The organism is Paenibacillus koleovorans NBRC 103111 (genome assembly GCF_004000845.1).
GTDB classification, from domain to species: Bacteria; Bacillota; Bacilli; order Paenibacillales; family NBRC-103111; genus Paenibacillus_AA; species Paenibacillus_AA koleovorans.
In genome coordinates, this window is the sequence record NZ_BIMA01000080.1 from 1 (window position 1) to 21,692 (window position 21,692).

The window sequence follows — 21,692 nt, forward strand, 5'->3', positions numbered from 1 at the left end:
AAAGTAGCCAATTTGTTCACAAATAAGGGCCGTATGGTCCGCATACTCGCCACTGTTGGAATCCCTAACCTTGATAGCATTGCTTCCTGCCCTCCCGATGCGCTAACGGAATGCCACGACCAAGGACCATCAGAGATCTTCCCTCATGTTTTTTCTTATCCAATCAAACAATACTTTACCGATCGTTCTCAATGTGGTATGATCGCACCATTGATATATGAGAACGATCATTCCCGAAAGTGATCACAAGAATGTGGTTACTCTAAACATGGAGGGCGAACCCAATGAAAAACGAAAGATCCGTCACGGCCATCCTGGGGTTTACACTGGTGCTGGTCATTATGAATACGATGATGTTCAACTTGGCGCTTCCCAAAGTGGCGGCGCAATTCGAGCTGCTTCCGTCTACGGCGTCGTGGATTGTGACCGGCTACTCGATCGTATTTGCACTAGCGTCCATCACATACAGCCGTCTGTCCGATTTTGTGCCGATCCGGCTGTTGTTCCTGATCGCACTGGCATCGCTTGGTGGAGGGTCCGTAGTCGGCTTGTTCAGCGAGGGCTTCGGGGTCCTGCTCGGAGCCAGACTGATCCAGGCAGCCGGTGCAGGTGCGATCCCCTCGCTCGGCATGGTATTATTGACGCGGTATGTCCCGGTGTCGCGCCGTGGCGGCGCCATGTCGCTGTTGTTATCCGCCATGTCGCTCGGCTTGGGGCTTGGCCCCGTATTCGGCGGCTCGATCGTGCAATACTTGGGCTGGCATTTTTTGTTCGTTATCACAAGCGTAACATTGCTGCTGATACCGGTATTCCTGCGACTGTTGCCAAAAGAAAAGGCGGAAAGCGGCTCGTTCGATTTCATCGGCGCGATCCTGCTCGGGACTGGAACGACGGGGTTACTGCTGTTCCTCACTTCGAAGAGCTGGATAGCTCTTGCAGCCGGAGTGCTCGCAATCGTGTTATTCATCTTACGAATCCGTGTCGTGGAGAATCCATTCGTTTTGCCGAAGCTGTTCCGCAATAAGCCGTACTTGGCGCTTGGAGGAATCGGCGTCGGAGCGTACATGGCCAGCTTCGCCTTCCTGTTCGTCGCCCCGCAGCTGATGGCTCGACTGTTCGGCTTGGCACCCGGAGCGACAGGACTCGTGCTGTTCCCCGGCGCCTTGCTTGCCATGCTCGTCTCGAACCGAGTCGGTCGCTTGATCGACAAGTATGGGAACCGCGTATTGCTGCGAAGCCTGCCTTGGCTGCTACTAGTCTCGCTCATCTTGCTGGCGTTAACCGCCATTCATTCTTATTATGCCATTGCCGCCATCTATATATTGACCAGCGTCAGCTTCACAGCAATCTCAAGCGCCGTACAGAACGAGATGTCTCGTCTGCTCCCGAAAGAGCTTGTCGGCTCCGGGATGGGGCTATTCCAGCTGCTGCAGTTTTTCAGCGGCGCCTTTGGAGTAGCGCTCATCGGCAGCGCCCTCGTGTGGCAAAGCTCCTTGTCGGTCGGCCGGATGTACGACAACTTGCTATGGGGACTTGCGGTCATTGCGATTCTCACCATTATCAGCGCGGTCGTATACGGCAGACTGGGAAGCAGAAGAGAGCTTGCCTGACCGGATAAAGGAATTGAAAGGGGGGTCTAAGCCATAGCCAGAACAAAGGAGTTCGATGAAGATCAAGTGCTGCTAAAAGCGATGCGATATTTTTGGGAATACGGCTACGAGAAAACATCCATCAACGATCTGGTCGATTGTATGGGCATCCACCGGCGAAGCATGTATGACACGTTCGGCGATAAGCGGCAGCTGTTCCAACGAGCGGTCGAGCGGTACCGCAGGCTGCTAAACGATCGGTTTCAAACCATTTTGGCCAGTACGGAAACGGCGAAACAATCGATGCAAAACTTGTTCGGCCTGGTCCTCGGTGATGACGTGAAATCGATGGGCTGCTTGATCGTCAATATGGCGGTCGAGCTTGCACCTAGGGATCCCGAGGTGGATCAGATGGCGCAAGAAAGCTTTGCCCGGCTTGAAGGACATCTGACGGAGCTGATCCGAAAAGGACAAGCTAACGGGGAATTTGCCACAACATATGACGCAAGAGAAAGAGCGGAAAGCCTTCACAACAGCTTGATCGGACTACGCGTCCTGGCCAGAACGACAACGGACAAAAGCAAGCTTCAACGCATTGCCGCAACCGCAATTTCCTCTTTACAATAAAAATACACTAACAAATTTTTTGTTTGTTTGGAACCTTTTTCGAGCTACTACCGTTTAGTTTGTGACTTCCCAAAAGGAAGATCCATCTTCTAGGAGGAATCAGACATGAAGAAAAAATTAGCGGTAGTAGTTTCGGCAGCCATGTTAATGAGCAGCTTATCGTTCGGCACAGCGTTCGCCTTCCGCGATGTGGACCACTCCCAAGCGGAGGCCGTTACGAGCCTGCAGCAGAAAGGAATCGTGAGCGGTTTGGACGCCGAGACCTTCGCCCCCCAAGCAAGCCTTACATATGCGCAAGGCATCCAGTTCCTCGTCCGTGCGTTCGATTACAACTTGGATTCTATGCGTTTTATTAAAATGCCGGTCGCCTCTGAGCTGTTCGCCAATGTGAAAGACAACGAGTGGTACTCGGACGCATTCATCGCGGCTTTCTATAACGGTGTTGAAATTCCAAAGGATGTGAATCCGAATGGGACGGTAACGAAGGAACAGTTCGCTTCCTGGCTGGATGCCGCTTTCCAGAAAATGTTCAATAGGCCGATGATCAACATCAAGATGGAGCTGAAGGATGAAGCAGACATCACACCGAGCTATCAAGGCAGCATTCTGCGACTGATCCATTATAAAATTGCCGAGCTGGACGCTAACGAAAAGTTTAATCCGCAACAAGTCATTACGCGCGGAGAAGCGGCCGCCTGGATTCATAACGCTATGAAATCGATCGATGGGGTGAAAACGCCAGTGCAAACGGAGAATGTAACCTTCCAAGTGGAAAAGGTAAATGAGAATGTCAACAAAGTGACAATCAGCCGAGGAGAGAAACCGACTGCCGGCTACAAGATCGCGATCGACAGCATTCAGTTCACCGTCGACGGACAAGCTCTTATCCGTTACAAGCTAACGGATCCGGCTGCGGATGAGATGGCGGCACAAGTGATCACGACGCCGACGGATGTCACATACATTTCGTCCAAATATGAAGTAAAGCTGGAAGCCGTGAAGTAGTAACGAGTTATTCAAGAAAACCTGATCGGAAGTACTCCGACCAGGTTTTTCGTCGTTAATGAAGTCCGGCTTACATCAAAAGGAAGTGCAGCGATCATACTACCTTACCAGAGAGGAATGTATTAATATAGCTGGGAGGGGGTATTCGTATGGAAGTGTTTATTATTGTGCTGATCCTGCTGGCGTTGATCGGACTTTCCAATGTGGTGCATCGTTTCATTCCTTTTATTCCCGTCCCGCTAATTCAGATCGCGCTCGGCGCGCTTCTCGTGATCGCGCCGATCGGTCTCCATCTGCATATGGAGCCGGAGTTGTTTTTCTTGCTGTTCATTGCGCCTTTGCTCTACAACGACGGCATGCATGCGCCGAGAGGAGAGCTGTGGCGGCTGCGGGTACCGATTTTGCTGCTTGCCTTGGGGCTGGTGTTCGCAACGGTCTGCATCGTCGGGTATAGCGTCCATTGGCTCATTCCATCGATCCCGTTAGCGGCTGCCTTTGGATTGGCTGCTATTTTGTCGCCTACCGATGCGGTAGCGGTCAGCTCGTTGTCCAAGCGCATCCATCTGCCAGCCAGAATGAAGCAACTGTTGGAGGGCGAAGCGTTGATGAACGATGCGTCCGGTCTGGTCGCCTTCAAATTCGCGATCGCCGCCATGGTGACGGGGTATTTCTCCTTGACCGCAGCCAGCTGGAGCTTTGTCGTCATTGCCGTTGGCGGTCTCGTGGTAGGCGCTGTGATGGCCGTTCTGATCACGATCGTACGCAAGCTGCTGCGAAGAGCCGGGCTCGAAGACGAAACGATGCATATGCTGTTGCAAATTTTGACTCCGTTCCTGATTTATCTGATCGCGGAGGAAGTAGGGGTGTCGGGCATTCTGGCTGCAGTAGCGGGAGGGCTGCTCCATGCGGTGGAGAATGAACGAATGGCGTTTACAATGCCGAATTTGAAAAATGTCTCGGACCCGACGTGGTCCGTCATCCTGTTTATTTTGAACGGGCTCGTGTTTGTTCTGCTTGGGCTGCAGATTCCAGATGTGTCCCGCACGGTATTCGTCAATCCGGCCATCGACAACGGGTCGGCTATCGGATTTGCGATCCTCATCTATGTGATGCTGCTGGCGCTGCGCTTCGTCTGGACGTTGCTGTTCTCTTCGGGCGGACGTTGGTTCGGAAATGCCGAGCAGAAGCGGCCAAGCTTCCGTATGCTGATGCTCACTTCGCTATCCGGCGTTCGGGGAGCGATTACGCTTGCCGCGGCCTTTTCCATTCCGCTGTTCTTGGAGAATGGCGATCCGTTTCCTCAGCGTGATCTGATTTTGTTCTTGGCCTCATCCGTTATTCTGATCTCGCTGCTGGCCGCAAGTATATTTCTTCCGCTCCTCGCCAAAAAAACGAGCGCTTCGGATACCGCCGAGAAAGAGCGGCTGGAGCGGGCTTGGCAGCTGGAAGTGATGGCCTCGGCAGTGAAAATCTTGCAAAATGCGACCACGGAAGAGAACGAAGCGGCCGTGAACAGCGTGATCGGCGACTACAAGCTGATGATGCAGCAGCTGGCGCAGAGAGGCGGAAGCATGAGGAGCTTGATGCAGGCTCGCAGAGACGATGCGGAGGTGCGGCTGCTGGCGTTGAATATCGAGCGTAATTATGTCAACAACCGCTTGGAGAGCGGGCAAATCGGCCGAGAGGAAGCGGACTCGTACTTATCCATGCTGGAGCAGCTCGAGCTGCTGTTGGCGAATCGGACCAGTGTAGGCAAGATCATGGTCAAGTCCATATGGCGCCGATTGAAGAAAGGAGCCAGCATGTTGACCGCTCGCTCCAAGTCGGCGCTCTCCGCGAGCGAACCCGATCGTTCGGAGCTTCGCGCCTTGAAGATGCAGTGCACCCAAGCCGTCGTGAACGAGCTGTCCGCCCGTTGCGAGCAGGTGAGAGATGAAGCGGCGGAGGGTGTGCTCGATCACTATCGGCACATGCTGGACCGGCTGCGCCGATTCACATTAGGCTCGCAGCGCAGAGACCAGGAGTTCGTCGAGCATCGGCGAGAGCTTCATTGGATTGCGGTGCAGGCTGAGCGCGATGCGGTGCAGAAGCTGTTCGAGCAAGGCGACATCTCTCGTGAGCTCGCAGCCATCCTGCGCAGAATGATCCGCAACCGGGAAGCGTCGCAGATCGAACTATACGAAATGAGTTGACTGCGTAACACATTGGGTACCTCCTCAATATGATGAGTCTAGAACAATCTAACGAGGTGACCCAATGGCAGTCGTGAGAGCCAGAAGCAACGACATCGACATGTTGGCCAGATTGCTGCGTGCCGAAGCCGTAGGCGAAGGGGAGCGAGGGATGCTTCTCGTCGGCAATGTGGGGATCAACCGGATTCGGGCGAATTGCTCTGATTTCAAAAATATCCGAACGATCCCGCAGATGATCAACCAACCGCATGCATTTGAAGCCTTGCAGCACGGGATGTACTACCAGAGAGCCAGAGACAGCGAACGCCGGCTGGCGCAACGCGCGGTGAACGGGGAGCGCAGTTGGCCGGGCAAATTTTCATTATGGTATTTTCGTCCGGGTACCGCGGCCAATCCGTTGCCGTGTCCGCCCACTTGGTACAATCAGCCGCTCGTCGGCCGGTGGAAGCTCCACTGCTTCTACGAACCGACCGCTGAGGAATGCGAAAACATATATAACACATACTAACTTTGTGGATGACCCGCCCAAGAGCGCCTCTCTTGGGTTTTTTGTTTGCTCTCTTGACAGGACACCAAACGGTGGCCTATAATAAAAGAGTCACCAAATGGTGTCCGATTGAACCATCCACGATATTTGTAGGAGAGGGTGTTGTGACCGAAAACAATCAGCGGGATGTATTCGACGCGATTGCGGATCCAACGAGGCGAGAGCTTATTCGTCTGTTGGCGGAGGCTAAGGAATTACCGCTCCATGAGCTGACGGCACATTTCGAGATGGGCCGAACGGCGGTGTCCAAACATTTGACCGTATTAAAGGAAGCCGGATTGGTCGAGGACCGAAAAGTCGGCCGAGAAACCTTATTCCGTCTGAACGCATCGCCACTAAGGGAAATTCAAGACTGGGTGGCGTTCTACAGCCGATTCTGGACCTTGAACATGATGCGCTTGGGCCAATTACTTGAGGAGGACGAAGAGAAATGAGCTTGGAGCTTACATTGGATTTTCAATACACCACGACAATGGAGAAGGCATGGGCCGCGCTCACAGATCCTGATAAATTGGCAAAATGGATCATGACCAACGACTTCAAGCCCGAGGTGGGACATCGCTTTCAGTTCAAGACGGAGCCTAACCAATATTGGGATGGCGTTATTTCGGGGGAAGTCCTCCTGGTGGACGAGCCTAACAAGCTGTCGTATACATGGGGAATTACAGGTGAGACGCACACCGTCACCTGGACGCTTCAAGATTTGGGAGACGGGAAAGTAAACCTGAACTTGTATCAAACGGGCTTCTCGAACCCGCACGGTGTGGAAGGCGCACGTTACGGCTGGAGCAATTGGTTCCAAGGTTTCGAGCAGGTGTTGGTAGCTTAAATCAAATTTGCGACTCAACCAAGAAGGGAAGGATGTTAAGTAGCATGAGCGATTCCAATCAGGAGTTCATTGTTATCTCGGGTGCGAGAGAGAACAATCTCAAGAATGTGTCGCTGCGCATACCGAAGCGGCAAATCACGATTTTCACCGGAGTATCCGGCTCCGGCAAGTCCTCGATCGTCTTCGATACGATTGCCGCCGAATCGACCCGACTGCTGAACGAGAACTTCAGCATGTTCGTACGCAATTTCTTGCCCCGCGTGCCGCAGCCTGATACGGACGGGATCGAGAACTTGAGCATGGCCGTCATTGTCGATCAGAAGCGGCTGGGTGGCGGTTCCCACTCGACGATGGGCACGATTACCGATATTGCTCCCATTCTGCGCCTCTTGTTCTCCCGGGTTGGACAGCCCTTCGTCGGGCAGGCGCATATGTTCTCGTTCAACGATCCGCAGGGCATGTGCCCCGAGTGCAACGGGATCGGCCGTCGGCTGGGCGTCGATATGAGCAAGGCGGTGGACATGTCCAAATCGCTGAATGAAGGCGCGATCATGCTGCCGGATTATGCGGTGAACAGCTGGGAATGGAATATGGTGGTCCAGTCCGGCACGTTCGACCTCGACAAGAAGCTGAGCGATTATTCGGAAGCGGAGCTCGAGCAGCTGCTGTACGCCAAGGCGAGAAAAGTGGAGATGGATTTCGCCGGTAAAGCGATGAATATTACGGTCGAAGGCATTCTCGAGAAATTCACCAACAAGTATATCAAACGCGATATCAAGACGATGTCCGAACGTACGCAGCGGACCGTAGAGCCCTATATCTCCGAAGGCCCATGCTCCAGCTGCCTCGGCGCAAGACTCAGTCAAGCGGCGCTCAGCTGCAGGATTCACGGACTGAACATCGCCGAGATGTCGTCCATGGAGGTAGGCCGCCTTATCCGGGTCATCCGGGAAATCGACGATCCTGCCGCGGGGCCGGTGATCAAATCGTTGACGGAGCGTCTACAGCATCTGGTAGATATCGGACTGGACTACTTGACGCTGGACCGCGAGACCGATACGCTGTCCGGCGGCGAATCGCAGCGCGTCAAGATGGTGAAGCACCTGAGCGGCAGCTTGGTCGATGTCACTTATATTTTCGACGAGCCGAGCATCGGCTTGCATCCCCGCGACGTGCATCGGCTGAACGAATTGCTGCAGAAGCTGCGCGACAAAGGCAATTCCGTCATTGTCGTCGAGCATGATCCCGATGTGATCAAGCTGGCGGATCATATCGTCGATGTCGGCCCTCATGCCGGCAGCCGCGGCGGTAATATCGTGTTCGAGGGAAGCTTCGAAGGACTGCTGGAATCCGGAACGTTGACTGGGAATTACATGAAACGGCCGCTCCAGCTGAAGACCGAGACGAGAAAGCCGTCCGGACAGCTTCCCATCCAGCATGCGACGCTGCACAACCTGCGGGATGTTAGCGTCGACATTCCTACCGGCGTGCTGACCGTGGTAACCGGAGTTGCCGGCTCAGGCAAAAGTACGTTGATCAACGACGTGTTCCTCAGCCAGCACCGGGATGCGATCGTCATCGACCAATCGGCGATCGGCGTATCGACACGCTCGAATCCCGCTACCTACACGGGGATTATGGACGATGTGCGCAAAGCATTCGCTTCCGCTAACAAGGTCAATCAAGGTCTATTCAGCTTCAATTCCAAAGGCGCCTGCGAAAACTGCCAAGGGCTTGGCGTCGTTTATACCGATCTGGCTTTCCTCGAGAGCGTGAAGCTGCCATGCGAGGTTTGCGGCGGCAAACGGTTCAAGGAAGAAGTGCTGGAGTACAAGCTGAACGGGAAAAACATCGCCGAAGTGTTGCAAATGACCGTAGAGCAAGCGCTGGGCTACTTCGAGCTGAAGGATGTCGTACGCAAGCTGCAGGCGATGAGCGATGTGGGGCTGAATTATGTTACGCTTGGCCAGCCGCTAAGCACGCTGTCCGGCGGGGAGTGCCAACGGATCAAGCTGGCCAGCGAGCTGCACAAGAAAGGCAGCATCTATGTGATGGACGAACCGACTACCGGTCTTCACATGTCGGATATCGGGCTGCTGCTCGGCATTATGAATCGCCTCGTCGATGCCGGCAATACGGTCATCGTCATCGAGCATAACCTCGATGTGATCAGCCAAGCGGATTGGATCATCGATATGGGACCGGATGGCGGCAGCAGCGGCGGTCAAGTGGTGTTCGAAGGAACGCCGACGCAGATTGCGGACTCGGAGCTGTCGATTACCGGCAACTACTTGCGCTAACTAGTCATCCATTTATTTCATTCTGGAAGGCGGTTCACTTCTATGTTTATTTTCTCCATCATTATTCAGAGCTGGCTGCTGCTCTTCATGACGTATCAAGCGATCAGCAAGCTGGCAGGCGTCAAACATCAGATCGAGCTGTTCGAGCAAATTCGATTTCCGCAATGGTTCCGCATTGTCACCGGCATCGTACAGCTCATCGGCGTTATCGGGCTCGTTGTTGGGTACTGGTACCCGGGAGTGGCGGCATGGGCAGGCGTATGGCTCGGGATCACCATGATCGTAGCCGGCTTCTCGCATATTCGGGTGAAAGAGCCGATTACCAAAGCGATTCCGGCACTCATTTGTTTGTTGCTCTCGGTTGGGGTTATTTTGTTGTTTATGGATGACATGGCGAGTCCGTTCTCTTGAGTCCATCGCTGCTTCCTGGCATGCCTCGTTGTGCGCAGCTAGGTTTTTTATTTTGCAGAAATATGGTAAAATAAGTGCAGACAGACTCTTGTTCTGTTCGCTGGCGCAAACCGATTTCCAAAACGTATAATTTGGGAGGCTAAACGATGGACGATTATTATTTGGTCAAGGAAGGTAGAATTGTGCGCTGGGACGGACTTACTCTTGGAGGGACCAAAATCCGAGCCGATGAGCTGATTGAGTCCTTTGGCCGCAAGGCGCTCGATGAGATCGAACAATACGGGTTTTACATCATAAAGAAGTCTTAATCACACAGAAACCTTGAGGGGCAGACCGCCTTTCAAGGTTTTTTTGTTAGCCCCGGACATCCGGCGATAAACACGAAAAATGTACATTGCCGGAGCTCGGTTTGATCCGTATGATGAACCTGGTAGAGAGAGGACTTCAGGAGGAGAGAGCATGAGCAAACCGTGGGAGCAAACTGCAAGCTGGGTAAGTCGTTGGGTGTCCTGTGCAGATGCCGGGCAACCCCCGTTCGTCACTGGATATCGCTGCAAATTTAAGATAAGCGAAGCCCTTCGCATCCAGGTATCTGTTTCGGGAGACGAACGGTATGAGCTGTACCTGGACGGCAATCGTGTTGGCCGCGGAAGCGAACGGGGCGATCGCTGCAATTGGTTTTATGAGACGTACGAGGTGGATTTGTCTGTTGGGGAGCATCAATGGGTAGCTCGCTGTTGGTCGCTGGGACCACATAAGCCTTGGGCTCAGGTCAGCGTGAAGCCTGGGTTCCTGCTTCATCCGGAGGATGAAACGCTCGCACCGCTTATGGGAACCGGAGTTGCTCCATGGGAAGCGAAGCGGATGCCGGGATATCGTTTCATCCCGACGCCTTCAGGGATCGGAACGGGAGCCAAGCTGGATATAGACGGCTCCCCCTTCGACCGGGATGCCTTGGCTGGGGAAGGCGTCGGCTGGTCACCTGCGATGCTTGGCGAGAAAGTATATCTTGCTACGGACAATTACCATGTTTCCTCGACCCAGCGTCTTATGCGACCTGCAGCTTTGCCGGCTATGCAGGAGAAACGCTTCTATCCTAGTGCCGTACGTTTCATCGAGGATGCTGGCATCGCGGAATCCGACAGTCAGTCAATAGAGGCAAGACGTGATTTGGAAGAGGAGCATGCGGGCTGGCAAACATGGCTCAATGGCGGGTCGATTCTTGTTCCGGCTTGTACTCGCAGACGCGTCATTTTTGACTTGGGTGATTATTATTGTTTGTATCCGGAGCTGGTCGTCTCGGGTGGAAAAGGCTCCGTCATCCGGCTTCACTGGGAGGAATCCCTCTATGATGAGGCGCAAGGCCACCGCAAGACGAACCGGGGCGAGATCGCAGGAAAATGGTTTCGCGGCATCGGCGATACATTCCGTCCGGATGGTGGAGTGGGTCGCAAGTACGACACGCTGTGGTGGCACGCGGGACGATATGCCGAGCTGATCGTGGAGACGGGGAGCGAGGCGCTATGCCTCCAAGAGCTTCGGCTGCTGGAGACGAGATATCCCCTCGAAATGGAAGGGGCGCTGGGTAGCGACGATGTTCGTCTGAATCGCACGATCGCCGCGTCGTTCCGAACGCTGCAGATGTGCGCGCACGAAACGTACATGGATTGCCCATATTGGGAGCAGCTCATGTATGTGGGAGACACGCGCATTCAGGCGCTAGTTACTTATACAAGCACGCTCGATGATCGGTTGCCGCGCAAAGCGCTGGACATGTTCCGGGCTTCGCGGCATAACCACCTGGGCCTCGTGAACTGTTCTTATCCGGATCAAGGCGGCAAACATATATCGTCCTTCTCCTTCTGGTGGGCGGCGATGGTTTATGATTATGCCCTCTGGCGGGGCGACCGCGAATGGGTTCGTACCATGATGTCCAGCGTTCGGGATGAGTTGGAGCGGCTGATGGGGGAGCGAGACATGAATGGAGCGGTGCGGCTGCCGGTGTCGTGGAACTTCTTGGACTGGCAAACGGCGCCATCCGATGCTTGGCATGAAGGCGAGCCGCCTAACGGACTGGATCGGTTGAATGCGGCATACAATCTGCTGTTGGTTCATACGTTGGAGCTGGTCTCCAAGCTGGAAGTTTATCTGGACGAACCGGAATTAGCATCCAGAGCTGCACGGCTGGCAAAGGAATTGAGCGCAGCTGTTGAGCGGCTGTTCTGGAGCGAGGCGCGTGGGCTGTTTGCCGACGATACCGGCCATCAGTACTATTCGGAGCATGCTCAGGTACTCGCCATCTTGTGCGAATCCTTTTCGCCGGCCCTGAAGAGTCAACTTGTGCAAAGGCTGCTGAATGCTCCTGGCGCGCTGATGCGCACGAGCATTTATTTCGATCACTATACATTCGATGCGTTGGCGTCTGTCGGTCGCACGGATTCGTTATTGACAAGACTGGAGCCATGGCTTGGGATGGAAGAGCGAGGACTGAAGACGACGCCGGAAATTTTCCTCGACGAGACTCGTTCGGACTGCCATGCATGGGGAGCGCATCCGATCTATCATTTCTATACGAATCTGCTGGGTATCCGGCCGGCTTCAATGGAATTCGCATCGGTCGTCATTCGCCCGCAGCCGGGGACTATGGAGTTGCTGCATGGCAAGCTCCCGCACCCCCTAGGTATGATTGACGTTAGACTGGAGTACTCACAGCAAAATCAGCAGTGGTTCATTGAAGCGGTGCTGCCGCCTGGGCTGCCTGGCACTTTGGTTTGGGCTGATGTTAGTTATCCGTTGAACGCGGGCAGGAATACGTTTCAATTTGCAAAATTAGGATAAGGGTGCGAAAATGGACTCACCAGATCCAGAGGGGATGTCCGTTCATGAGCCCAAAGGTAGATTACAAAAAAGATTTCAAACCGCTCTACTTGCCGAAGCCTATACCGGAAATTGTGGATGTGCCGAAGCTTCCGTTCATTACGGTGAGCGGATCCGGAGACCCGAATGGGGACGATTTCGCGAATGCCGTTGAGGCTCTGTACAGCATGAGTTACGCGGTGCGCATGTCTTACAAAAGCGATGATGTACCCGCGGATTACTACGAATACACGGTTTTTCCGCTTGAGGGTGTATGGGATCTAGTGGATCGCTCCAAACCTGCCACAGACAAATCGAATCTCAAGTATACGATCATGATCCGCCAGCCTGACTTTTTGACCGAAGCTTTGTTCGAGCGGTACCGGGTACAGGCGAAGAAGAAAAAGCCAAATCCGCTCCTGGAGCATGTTCGGTTCGAGTTTGTGGAGGACGGTTTGAGCTGTCAAATGATGCATCTGGGAAGCTTCGATGACGAGCCGGCCAGCTTCGCGCGAATGGAAGCCTTCTGCACGGACAAGGGTTACATCCGGTCGAGCAAAATCCATCGCGAAATATATTTGTCGGATCCCCGCAGAACCGAACCTTCCAAACTGAAAACCGTCTTAAGATTTCCCGTTCACCAATGAACCTGCAGCCGATCGGATAGATCGGCTTTTTGATATATGACAAAACCTGTCATGTATTTGGTTTATACTGGTCTAGTGGTGATAACGGAAGGAGCTGAACCGATATGAGACCATTGGAAGGAAAAGTGGCGCTTGTAGCAGGCGCAACACGAGGCGCTGGCAGGGGGATCGCGATCGAATTAGGAGCAGCGGGAGCAACTGTTTACGTAACGGGACGTACGAGCCGAACGCAGCGTTCGGAGTACAATCGAGTCGAGACGATAGAGGAAACCGCTGAGTTGGTAGATGCGGCTGGAGGACAAGGCATTGCTGTGCAGGTGGATCATCTTGAACAGGATCAGGTTCAGGCATTAATCGAGCGGATCGAGCGGGAGCAGGGGCGCCTGGACCTCTTGGTCAATGATGTGTGGGGAGGCGAAAATCTGATTCAGTGGAACGTGCCGATTTGGGAGCATTCCCTCGACAAAGGGTTCCGCATGCTGCGACTGGCGATAGAGACACATCTCATTACAAGCCACTTTGCCACTCGATTATTGATCCAAAACCCGAATGGATTGGTCATCGAAATGACGGACGGAACGGCCGAGTACAACGATAACAACTACCGATTGTCGATGTTCTATGATCTGGCGAAGTCATCGGTCATTCGAATGGCCAAAGCTCTAGCCCATGAACTGGCGCCACATCAATGTACCGCCGTAGCCGTCACTCCAGGTTGGATGCGATCCGAAATGATGTTGGAGCACTTCGGAGTGAAGGAAGACAACTGGAGGGATGCAGCCGAGCGGGAGCCCCATTTTATTATCTCGGAATCCACACGCTACGTGGGACGAGCAATAGCCGCATTAGCCGGTGATCCGGAGGTAGCCCGGTGGAACGGGCATTCCGTATCCAGCGGTCAGCTCGCGCAGGTGTACGGATTCCGTGATGTGGACGGCTCGCAGCCGGATTGCTGGCGGTATCTGGTTGAGGTTCAGGAAGCCGGCAAACCGGCGGATGCTACAGGCTATCGGTAAGGAGGCTTGTCTGTGCGAGTCATTGATTTGTCATTGCCTATTGAAGACGGCATGTCTGTTTACCCTGGCGATCCTGTGGTTAAAGTCCAGGTGGTACACACTTACGAGCAACACACCTGGGAGCTGCGCCAGCTATCCTTGGGGAGCCATACCGGAACGCATGTGGACGCGCCTTCCCACATGCACCCGGGTGCGGCGACACTGGATAAGCTGCCTCTGGAACGTTTTTTCGGAGTATCACGCTTGGTGAAGGTTGCAGATGCAGCTTGGCCGGAGGGGCGGGGGCTATTTTTCGCGAATGCGGTAGGGTTGGAGTGCTATGATCGTCTTGCTGCGTTGCGACCACCGTTCGTCGGCGGCGAACTGTCCGAAGAGCTGGAGCGGGCCTTGTTAGGAATCGATGTCATAACGTATACGGGTCTGCGAGGGTTGGAGCGGTTGCCTGAGGGGACTGACTTTCAGTTCTATGGATTTCCGCTGCGGCTTGCAGGTGGGGACGGGTCACCGGTTCGTGCGGTTGCTATCATTGAAGAGTAATTTGACCGAAGGAGCAGGGTTGTGGGATTTATTGGCGAATAATCCATATCAGTTAATAGGATAAGGAGCGTGCCAAACATGGAAAACCCAAACCGTGCAGATGTGATCGGCTATTGCTGCTTGAGATTTCCGGTTGCTGATTTGAAGCGATCGGTAGAATTTTATTGCGAGGTATTGGGATTTACTTTGATCTCGGCTGATTATTCATTCGGCGAAGCGCATATTGGCTTGAAAAACGGAAACGGGCCGGGTATTTTTCTTATGGAAACGCCTCCGGAAGAGGTCACCCCGTTGAAATTTCGATTTCCTCGCCCCTTCTTTATTACGAATGAGACGGGTCATGTAACGGTAATCGAGCTATTGACGCATGATTTGTTGACTCTGCATGAACGGGTTCAACAAGCGGGAGCGACTATAGACAAAGCCCCTGTTTTCAGAAATGAATTCGGCTATTTCACGTTCTTCGACCTGGACGGGCACTATATCCGAGCGGTCGAAGAAAGACAAGGCTGTTAACTATACATGTGGTTTTAGGAGTGTGACGGATGGGAAATACGGATAAATTCGAGATGATCGCCGCGATGTATGACACGCCTGAACGGATCCATATCGCCAAGGTGTCGGCGGATGCCATTCGTGAATATGTTCAGGATGCAGCCGGCCATCATGCGATTGATTTTGGCTGCGGGACGGGGCTTGTCGGGATGAGTTTGTTGAACGAGTTTCAATCGATGCTTTTCCTGGACACCTCTCCGAGCATGATTCAACAAATCCGAGACAAAATATCGGCTTTGGGCTTACAGCTGGCAGATACGTTGGTCTTTGATTTTGAGAAGGAAGATCTTTCGGAGCTGCGTGCCGATTATATTTTTATGGCTCAAGTTCTGCTGCATATCCCGGATGTGTCTTTCGTCTTGAAAAGGCTGTACGATGTGCTGAATGATGGCGGCCATTTGATTCTCGTCGATTTCGATAAAAATGAGCAGGTTGTTTCGGAGCTCGTACATAACGGGTTTGATCAGACGGAGCTGGCTCAACTGATGAGGGACATCGGGTACACGGACATTCAGTCCAAAACATTTTATTCGGGTTCTCGAATCTTTATGGGTCAGGATGCCTCCATGTTCGTGCTCGATGCTCGGAAGTAAGATTCGGAAGCCGATAGCAGTAGGAGGAGGATGACTCGGTGGCACCCAAACATATCATTTCCGCTGCAGCCATTGTGGTGAATGAGCGAAACGAAATTTTATTGATTAAAGGGCCAAAACGGGGCTGGGAAATGCCGGGCGGTCAGGTTGAGGAAGGCGAGTCGTTGAAAGAGGCCGCAATCCGGGAGACGAGAGAGGAGAGCGGGATCGAGATTGAAGTGACTACATTTTGCGGCGTGTTCCAAAACGTTAGTGCAAGCATTTGCAACACTTTATTTTTGGGCAAACCGGTGGGCGGACAATTGCTAACCTCACATGAGTCATTGGAGGTTGGTTTTTTCCCGATTGAAACCGCTCTAGAAATGGTCACATGGGGGAATTTCAGGGAACGAATCGAGCTATGTTTGGATGAAGCCCGTCATCCTGTTTATGTCGAGTTCTCTATCCCACTAAAGGATTGCTAATTTTTCACATACAATTTCATCAAAGCGGCAGGCAAGCGCGTTGAACTGGAAGAATAAGTGGCGGAGACGAGGTGCTCCAATGAACGCAAAAGATGTACTAAAGAGTAATCTCAGGAAGTTTATGAAAGGAAATCGGAACGAGTTTATTGAGCGAATCATTGATATTTACTATGTTGGGAGTCTAAATCCCGAGTTAACTAAAAATGGGTATGAAGGTCTCGATATGTCGTTAGAAAGCAAAGTGATTTCACACTTCTGTACTGGAGCGGTAAATGAGCCATTCTCGGAACTAATTCAGGTTGAGGAACTTACTGATTGGTTGATCTACAAAAGAAATTTGCTAGAGGACGAAGAAGCTCAAGATATGTACTATATTCTACTCAATATATACAAAACAATTAATAACATTAACTAATTTACAAACGCACCGTTTCCCCAAAGAAGCGGTGCTTTTTTATTCACCCAAGCATATTCTCCCCACCAGTAATACAGTATTAAATCAGTGGAAATCAAGGGGGATGCCAATGTGGATGGGGAAAATACGTTCGTTCTGTATCGCATCATCCGGATATCCCAGACACAAACGCGGACTGTCCTGGAAAACCTCCAATTTATGCTGCAACATGAATCCCGCTTTCCGAACTGCGAGAAACGCTGGGTCGTCAATCGCATCGTGGATCCGAAGCAGGAAAAACAAATTCTGGATCTGCTGCAGCGCCACAGGCAGTCCTATTCGTGAATCCGTCTACTGGAATGACACCCCATTTGAAATATGCGCAAGTCCGGATGGGCCTGCAGAACAACCAAGGGCACCGGCTAAGGGATCATCGAAATGAAGGATATCCATTATTATTTGGAGGCCGTTCGTCTGTTCCGGAATGCCGGGGGATCACCGATAGCAGCTGGAAATCATTCAAAGCCTGGTTGACGAACTACTTGAAATGGCTGCTCGAAAAACGGAGCAAGGAGCAAGCATTAAGAAAGGGGTACAATGGTTTCTCGCGTTTGCCGGGAGAGCATGGCTATATATGCAAGCAGAAGCCTTCGATGCGCAACTTTTTGATCAAATTCGATACTCTGTCCCTCCGAGTGTCCTCGGTCCAATCACGACGGCGGACTCCATGGCAGTGCCTGCAAGGAGAGTTAAGCCTGTTTTTACGCCATACGATGGAGTTCGACCTTATTGGAATTTGGATTTGCAGCAATGAAGTTGATACGCGGGAAGGATTATCAGGTTTTTTGTGGAATTAATTGGATAGTTGCAGAAAGAAATAGTTCAAGAGAGGTATACCATGCAAATAACTATTCATCGACCTGTTCGCATCCGAATGGGCCTGCAAGACAAAAGCCTAGTAAGCTTGGACTTGCAAGGGGACGTCATTTTGATCAAAAAACAAGCATCTGGGTTTCCGGTGACGATCGAGGGGCAAGCCGAAGTCCGGACTCCCGTATCGATCAAAGGCCAAGTGGTCGTCCCCAGTTTTATCGTAAACGCCATGCAGCCGCGTGATGGAGAAGTATATCGGATTATTGCCTATTCCCAGAATGAAGCGGTGGCTGCGCTTTGCGATCCGCGAAATGACCTTCCTACTAGACCGGGAGCGGTTGCTTACATGCAGTCCAATAAGGCGGAGGATTCGGGGAAACCGGAGAATTTGTTCCTGGCCCACCCTTTGCGGGAGTTTCAGCCAAACGATTTTATGTCCGGTAAATTCAGCAGCACAGATCTCGCCGTCATTTTCGAGAAATTGGCCAAATCTTTGCGTGCCCGCAAGCAGCAAGACTACATATTGGGTTTGTCGATTACGAAGGTATCGTCACAGCAGCCTGCTCCGGTAGCGAACTCCTATAAGGCGCAGCTGCAAGATCCGCAGGGGAATAAAACCGAAATTACGTTCCAATTGTTCGGCACCACGATCAAAGCCCAAGAATACCTCCAAGGGGAATATCCGGGCTGGACCGTTCATTACCTGTTTCCCTTCCAAGAGTAGCTCGTTTATTTTCCTTGTTATCCCGTTTCACATCATCGTCTAATTTGCTTGAAGTACAATAGCCTTATCGCTGCTTTCAGGAGGATGAGTGATGAGGGTTCCCATCTTGAACAAAGCCATCCCACAGCCTCAAGCCGATTCTGTTCCATGGTGGAGGTACAAATCTCGGTATCACAAGTTCTTGATATTGGGGTTGTTGTCGGAAGGCAGTCAGCACACACCGGAGGAATTAGCCGACCTATTGCAGATGCCCCAACCTTTTGTTACCAAAATCACCCACAGCCTTCATGCTAGCGGATTAATACGCACTGCGGATCAAGATGCTCGTAAAATGGAGGTCACTTCGAGTGGCCGCTTATTCCTGAAAACGTTGCAGAACGACAAAATGAAGCTAGGCCAGCTCCGACCGTGGAAAGTAGAAAACGAATAGAGTTTCTGCCACAAACCGCTAAATGCGGTTTTTATTTTTTGTGGTTGCACTAATATCAGGAAAGAAGCTTGTATTCGCTAGGCTTCATCCCGACGGTTCTTTCAAAGATTTTGCTGAAATATTTGGAATCCTCATAACCGACCAAACGGCTGATTTCGTATACTTTAAGGTCCGTGGAAACAAGCTGCTGTTTGGCCTGCTCCATGCGGACATGCGTAAGGTAATGGAGGAAGGTGACTCCGGTTTTCTTCTTAAACAATTGGCTCAAATAGTGGGCATGCAGGTAGAAGCTATCGGCAATGCTGGTCAGAGTCAGCTGTTCATCAAAGTGCTCATCGATGTATGCTTTGATCTCGTCGATGATGTTGCGCTTATGGGATTGTTCGTTCGGCAGCTCGCGGGATAATTCGGAATTCGCAGCGGATGCGGCGCCCAGCGCGCTGCGCGCGAGCTTGTAGGATTCGTTCAGGCTGTTCATGCTTGAAACGATGCTTCCCGCTGCAGCGCGGACCGTGCACCCGAAATGACCGGAAAGCTTCACGCTTACCAACTGCACCCACCGCTGAAGCTCCTCTTCAGGCCAACCTCCTGAAAAGCTGAACATGATCCCCAGCTCACCCTCCTCGAATCGGAACGGATAGGAAGCGGACAGATCGGGTAAAGTCTCCGTTAAGACGGTGCTGACCACAGAAAGATCGGGCTCGTTCCATAATTTTCCGTCACTTCTTACGAGCGCCAAGCTGCTGTTAGAGGAATAAGGAAAATCGACCTCAAGCTCATGCAGGCTCGCAATAATCTCATCCGTATGTTTGCCCGCATGGATCCAGTCGCGAAGCATGTTCTCCCGCTGCAGCTCCAAGTAAGCAGCCGAGCGGCTGCGGAGCAGATTCAGCTCCGACTCTTCCTCGCGAAGGGAAGCTATACTGCGCGCGACTTCAACCAGGCTCGCTTCCAGTGCGGTTTCTTCAATCGGCTTCAAAACATAATGTCTAACCCCAAGCTGCATAGCCTGTTTGGCATACTGAAACTCGGTGAAGCCGCTCAGAATAATAAATTGCGTCTGGGGATGAGTGGATTTCCACTCTCGGATCAGCTCCAACCCATCCATCTGAGGCATTCGGATGTCGGTTACGATCAAATCCGGCTCCAACTGCCGGGCGATCTGCAGAGCCTCCAACCCGTTGCGGGCGCGGCCGCAAATTTCAAATCCGTATTTGTTCCAGTCGATCATAACGGTTAAGCCTTCTACAATTTTAGTTTCATCATCGACCAACATGACCTTAAGCATAGGGATCTCCTTTCGATTGAGGAACAGCTTCTGTGCTACCTATCGGGATATGGATCGTAACGGTTGTTCCGACACCTGGAGTCGAATCGATCTCCAGGCCGAATTCCTGGCTATAGTGCAGCTGCAGACGTTCTTGAATATTGCGCAGGCCAAGAGAATGCTCATTAGATTCATAGGACCAATCCGTATATCGCAGCTGCTTGCGCACCTTGGCGAGCTGATCCTGGCTCATTCCGATCCCGTTATCGACAATCCGAATCGTGCAGCTATGTTCCGCTTGCTCTCCTTCAATTCGGATCTCATATTCGCGGTCCGGGTCGACAAACCCGTGCTCGATACTGTTCTCAACGATAGGCTGGAAAACAAGCTTAATGAGGGGAACCAGCATAATAGGCTCAGGAAGCTGGATGACCAGCTGGAAACGGTTCTCAAAACGGATGTTTTGCAAGCTCATATAAACCTGAATATATTCCATTTCATCCGCAATTCGATTCGGTTGTTCGCTTTGTGCCAGCGTGAGCTGGAACATTCTCCCCAACGTCTTAATCATATTTGCAATATCCGGCGCTTTCGACAAGTAGGCCTGCATGCGTATGGATTCCAACGTATTATTGAGCCAATGAGGATTGATCTGATTTTGAAGAGCGAGAAATTTGGCCTGATTCTGCTTAATTTGCGAGACGTACACATCTTCAATCAAATGTTTGATTTTCTGAATCATCAAATTATAGGTTCTCGTCAGCGTCTCGATCTCGATATTCAGACCCTCTTCGGAAAGAGGCTTATAGCGACCGTCTTCGACTTGCCTCATATTGCGAATAAGCCGGTTAATCGGCGAACTGATTTGATAGCTGAGCAGCATGGAAATAAATGTGATGGCGAATACGGTTATGGCTGCAATCATAAAAGCGAGATTGCGATAAGAGCTAATTTTCTTATCTAGCTCATGGGTGGGAACGGCTACCTTGACGGTCAGCTTGCCGATATCGTCCACGCCGTGCATCCAGAGCTCCTCCGGAAGAATCGGGGACATGCTCTGGGGCGTGAAGGACGCCGGCTTCAGCTCCGAGTCGTAGATCAGCTGGCGCTGCTGGGACAATTCGATAAGGATCCGTTTGTTGAACGGGATGGTATCGCTATTCAGATTCTCGTTGTGAATGACAATTTTGTTGATCGTTAACTGAAACAGCAATATACCTGCCTGGCGTCCTTCGATATCCTGAATGAGTCTGCCCGCGGAGAACACGGTGTCAGCATTTCCAGTAGACGAGTACACCTGGGAATGAGAGGGGACGATTACGAGCTGGCCGTTGGCTTCGCGAATCCTCTTCAGCCATTCGTCCCAAAAGACGCTATTATGACTCATATCCGGGTAGAATCCGATGTTATTAATGATTCCTGACCCCGAGATAAGCGAAACGCCCTGCAAATTCGGCAGCTGAGTCATGAATGTAGAGAGCTGCCGATTTAAGTGAAGATTGTATTTGATCCGATCGGCAGCGGAATACGTCAGTTCTTTGCCTAAATAATCGATAAGCTCGTAGTCGCTGTACATCGTTAGAGAGGAGTTGTTTACTTGAGCGATATATGTGTCCAGGGAGGTTGCAAGCTGCACGGCCAGCATCTCTACGAATTGGGTGGAGGTTGTTATAATCTGCTCCTTGGCCTTGCTGTAGAAGACATTCGTAATAATCAAGGAAGGTACGGTACACAATAGCAAGTAGCTTAGGAACAGCTTCGTGAAAAATCGGTAGCGACGGTTAGAGGTGAGCTTTTTTATCATTAACGGCATTAATAAATCCTCCGCGAATCAAT

The 21,692-nt window shown here is 51.9% G+C and carries 25 protein-coding genes; 23 read left to right on the plus strand and 2 right to left on the minus strand.

Annotation, left to right across the window (positions count from 1 at the left end):
• From PKO02S_RS32935 to PKO02S_RS22370, 23 genes are all read left to right on the plus strand, one after another.
• Positions 1–243 (plus strand): hypothetical protein (locus PKO02S_RS32935; RefSeq protein WP_218033949.1); only part of this gene is annotated, 243 nt, incomplete at its 5' end.
• A 41-nt stretch (positions 244–284) separates the two neighbouring features.
• Positions 285–1,610 carry an MFS transporter gene (locus tag PKO02S_RS22270; protein WP_127586312.1) on the plus strand — a complete coding sequence of 442 codons (1,326 nt, stop codon included), beginning with the start codon at positions 285–287 and terminating at the stop codon, positions 1,608–1,610.
• 66 nt (positions 1,611–1,676) lie between these two features.
• A complete protein-coding gene (locus tag PKO02S_RS22275; RefSeq protein ID WP_246067199.1) occupies positions 1,677–2,216 on the plus strand; it encodes a TetR/AcrR family transcriptional regulator in 540 nt (179 codons plus the stop codon).
• Positions 2,217–2,321: 105 nt separating this feature from the next.
• Entirely contained in the window at positions 2,322–3,221 is a 900-nt protein-coding gene (locus tag PKO02S_RS22280) for an S-layer homology domain-containing protein (RefSeq protein ID WP_127586316.1), read from the plus strand.
• Positions 3,222–3,370: 149 nt separating this feature from the next.
• Positions 3,371–5,413: a Na+/H+ antiporter gene (locus PKO02S_RS22285; RefSeq protein ID WP_127586318.1), complete on the plus strand. Its 2,043-nt coding sequence runs from the start codon at positions 3,371–3,373 to the stop codon at positions 5,411–5,413.
• Positions 5,414–5,477: 64 nt separating this feature from the next.
• The gene (locus PKO02S_RS22290) at positions 5,478–5,921 is read left to right on the plus strand and encodes a cell wall hydrolase (RefSeq protein WP_127586320.1); all 444 of its coding nucleotides are present in this window, start codon (positions 5,478–5,480) and stop codon (positions 5,919–5,921) included.
• A 143-nt stretch (positions 5,922–6,064) separates the two neighbouring features.
• Complete coding sequence (locus tag PKO02S_RS22295; protein WP_127586322.1) at positions 6,065–6,394, plus strand: ArsR/SmtB family transcription factor; 330 nt, start codon at positions 6,065–6,067, stop codon at positions 6,392–6,394.
• A complete protein-coding gene (locus tag PKO02S_RS22300; RefSeq protein WP_127586324.1) occupies positions 6,391–6,789 on the plus strand; it encodes an SRPBCC family protein in 399 nt (132 codons plus the stop codon). Before PKO02S_RS22295 ends, PKO02S_RS22300 begins: the two co-directional genes overlap by 4 nt.
• Before the next feature lie 44 nt (positions 6,790–6,833).
• Positions 6,834–9,089: an ATP-binding cassette domain-containing protein gene (locus PKO02S_RS22305; protein WP_127586326.1), complete on the plus strand. Its 2,256-nt coding sequence runs from the start codon at positions 6,834–6,836 to the stop codon at positions 9,087–9,089.
• 42 nt (positions 9,090–9,131) lie between these two features.
• Positions 9,132–9,500: a DoxX family protein gene (locus tag PKO02S_RS22310; protein WP_127586328.1), complete on the plus strand. Its 369-nt coding sequence runs from the start codon at positions 9,132–9,134 to the stop codon at positions 9,498–9,500.
• Between the two features lie 146 nt (positions 9,501–9,646).
• Positions 9,647–9,808, plus strand: coding sequence for a hypothetical protein (locus PKO02S_RS32525; protein ID WP_164821607.1), 162 nt, complete (start codon positions 9,647–9,649; stop codon positions 9,806–9,808).
• 151 nt (positions 9,809–9,959) lie between these two features.
• A complete protein-coding gene (locus PKO02S_RS22315) occupies positions 9,960–12,338 on the plus strand; it encodes an alpha-L-rhamnosidase-related protein (protein WP_164821608.1) in 2,379 nt (792 codons plus the stop codon).
• 44 nt (positions 12,339–12,382) lie between these two features.
• Complete coding sequence (locus PKO02S_RS22320) at positions 12,383–13,003, plus strand: GyrI-like domain-containing protein (RefSeq protein WP_127586332.1); 621 nt, start codon at positions 12,383–12,385, stop codon at positions 13,001–13,003.
• A 104-nt stretch (positions 13,004–13,107) separates the two neighbouring features.
• Positions 13,108–14,019 carry an SDR family oxidoreductase gene (locus PKO02S_RS22325; protein WP_127586334.1) on the plus strand — a complete coding sequence of 304 codons (912 nt, stop codon included), beginning with the start codon at positions 13,108–13,110 and terminating at the stop codon, positions 14,017–14,019.
• A 12-nt stretch (positions 14,020–14,031) separates the two neighbouring features.
• Positions 14,032–14,556: a cyclase family protein gene (locus tag PKO02S_RS22330; RefSeq protein ID WP_127586336.1), complete on the plus strand. Its 525-nt coding sequence runs from the start codon at positions 14,032–14,034 to the stop codon at positions 14,554–14,556.
• A 78-nt stretch (positions 14,557–14,634) separates the two neighbouring features.
• Positions 14,635–15,072 (plus strand): VOC family protein, encoded by a 438-nt coding sequence (locus PKO02S_RS22335; protein ID WP_127586338.1) that lies wholly within the window; start codon positions 14,635–14,637, stop codon positions 15,070–15,072.
• A gap of 29 nt (positions 15,073–15,101) precedes the next feature.
• Positions 15,102–15,704, plus strand: coding sequence for a class I SAM-dependent methyltransferase (locus PKO02S_RS22340; protein WP_127586340.1), 603 nt, complete (start codon positions 15,102–15,104; stop codon positions 15,702–15,704).
• Between the two features lie 38 nt (positions 15,705–15,742).
• Positions 15,743–16,168 (plus strand): NUDIX hydrolase, encoded by a 426-nt coding sequence (locus PKO02S_RS22345; RefSeq protein ID WP_127586342.1) that lies wholly within the window; start codon positions 15,743–15,745, stop codon positions 16,166–16,168.
• Positions 16,169–16,247: 79 nt separating this feature from the next.
• Positions 16,248–16,583 (plus strand): hypothetical protein, encoded by a 336-nt coding sequence (locus PKO02S_RS22350; protein ID WP_127586344.1) that lies wholly within the window; start codon positions 16,248–16,250, stop codon positions 16,581–16,583.
• Between the two features lie 111 nt (positions 16,584–16,694).
• On the plus strand, positions 16,695–16,907 hold the full coding sequence (locus PKO02S_RS22355; RefSeq protein ID WP_127586346.1) for a hypothetical protein: 213 nt from the start codon (positions 16,695–16,697) through the stop codon (positions 16,905–16,907).
• The gene (locus tag PKO02S_RS22360) at positions 16,904–17,419 is read left to right on the plus strand and encodes an alginate lyase family protein (protein WP_127586348.1); all 516 of its coding nucleotides are present in this window, start codon (positions 16,904–16,906) and stop codon (positions 17,417–17,419) included. Before PKO02S_RS22355 ends, PKO02S_RS22360 begins: the two co-directional genes overlap by 4 nt.
• A 41-nt stretch (positions 17,420–17,460) precedes the next feature.
• Positions 17,461–18,159 carry a hypothetical protein gene (locus PKO02S_RS22365; protein ID WP_127586350.1) on the plus strand — a complete coding sequence of 233 codons (699 nt, stop codon included), beginning with the start codon at positions 17,461–17,463 and terminating at the stop codon, positions 18,157–18,159.
• 106 nt (positions 18,160–18,265) lie between these two features.
• Complete coding sequence (locus PKO02S_RS22370; protein WP_127586352.1) at positions 18,266–18,589, plus strand: MarR family transcriptional regulator; 324 nt, start codon at positions 18,266–18,268, stop codon at positions 18,587–18,589.
• Positions 18,590–18,644: 55 nt separating this feature from the next.
• Here the strand turns inward: PKO02S_RS22370 and PKO02S_RS22375 are convergent, their stop codons facing one another.
• Together PKO02S_RS22375 and PKO02S_RS22380 are read right to left on the minus strand one after the other, a co-directional pair.
• A complete protein-coding gene (locus PKO02S_RS22375; RefSeq protein ID WP_127586354.1) occupies positions 18,645–19,877 on the minus strand; it encodes a response regulator in 1,233 nt (410 codons plus the stop codon).
• Entirely contained in the window at positions 19,870–21,669 is a 1,800-nt protein-coding gene (locus PKO02S_RS22380) for a sensor histidine kinase (RefSeq protein ID WP_127586356.1), read from the minus strand. The genes PKO02S_RS22375 and PKO02S_RS22380 overlap by 8 nt, the downstream gene beginning before the upstream one ends.
• Positions 21,670–21,692: the final 23 nt, after the last annotated feature.